This window comes from Oleiphilus sp. HI0123 (genome assembly GCF_001635315.1).
Genome location: NZ_LWGE01000625.1, coordinates 1 through 412 on the forward strand (window position 1 = coordinate 1; position 412 = coordinate 412).

General features: G+C 49.8%; 1 protein-coding gene. It reads left to right on the plus strand.

The features are described from left to right. Nucleotides 1-354: Hsp70 family protein (locus A3761_RS05695; protein ID WP_156491640.1), on the plus strand; the 354-nt coding region annotated here is incomplete at its 5' end. Between the last annotated feature and the right edge of the window lie 58 nt (nucleotides 355-412).

Consider the following 412-nt stretch of genomic DNA (forward strand, 5'->3'; position numbering starts at 1 on the left):
GAAGAGCTAGTGACTGCGCGTAACCAAGGTGATGCGATTGTTCATGCGACTAAGAAGACTCTAGAAGAAGCTGGTGATAAGGCGACTGAAGAAGAGAAAACTGCGATTGAAGCTGCGATTACTGACCTTGAAGAAGCGCTTAAGGGTGATGATAAGGCAGATATCGAAGCGAAGACTCAGGCATTGACTGAAGCTTCATCAGGTTTGGCTCAAAAGATGTATGCTGAGCAAGCAGCAGCGGGCGCAGGCCCAGAAGCAGCAGCGCAAGGCGGTGCAGCAGAAGAGCCAGCTGGCGCAGCGGACGACAATGTGGTTGACGCTGAGTTTGAAGAAGTTAAAGACGACAAGAAGTAAGTTGTCGATAGGAGGGCGTAGCCCCTCCTGTTCTGAGACTTAAATAGCGTAATTTTTG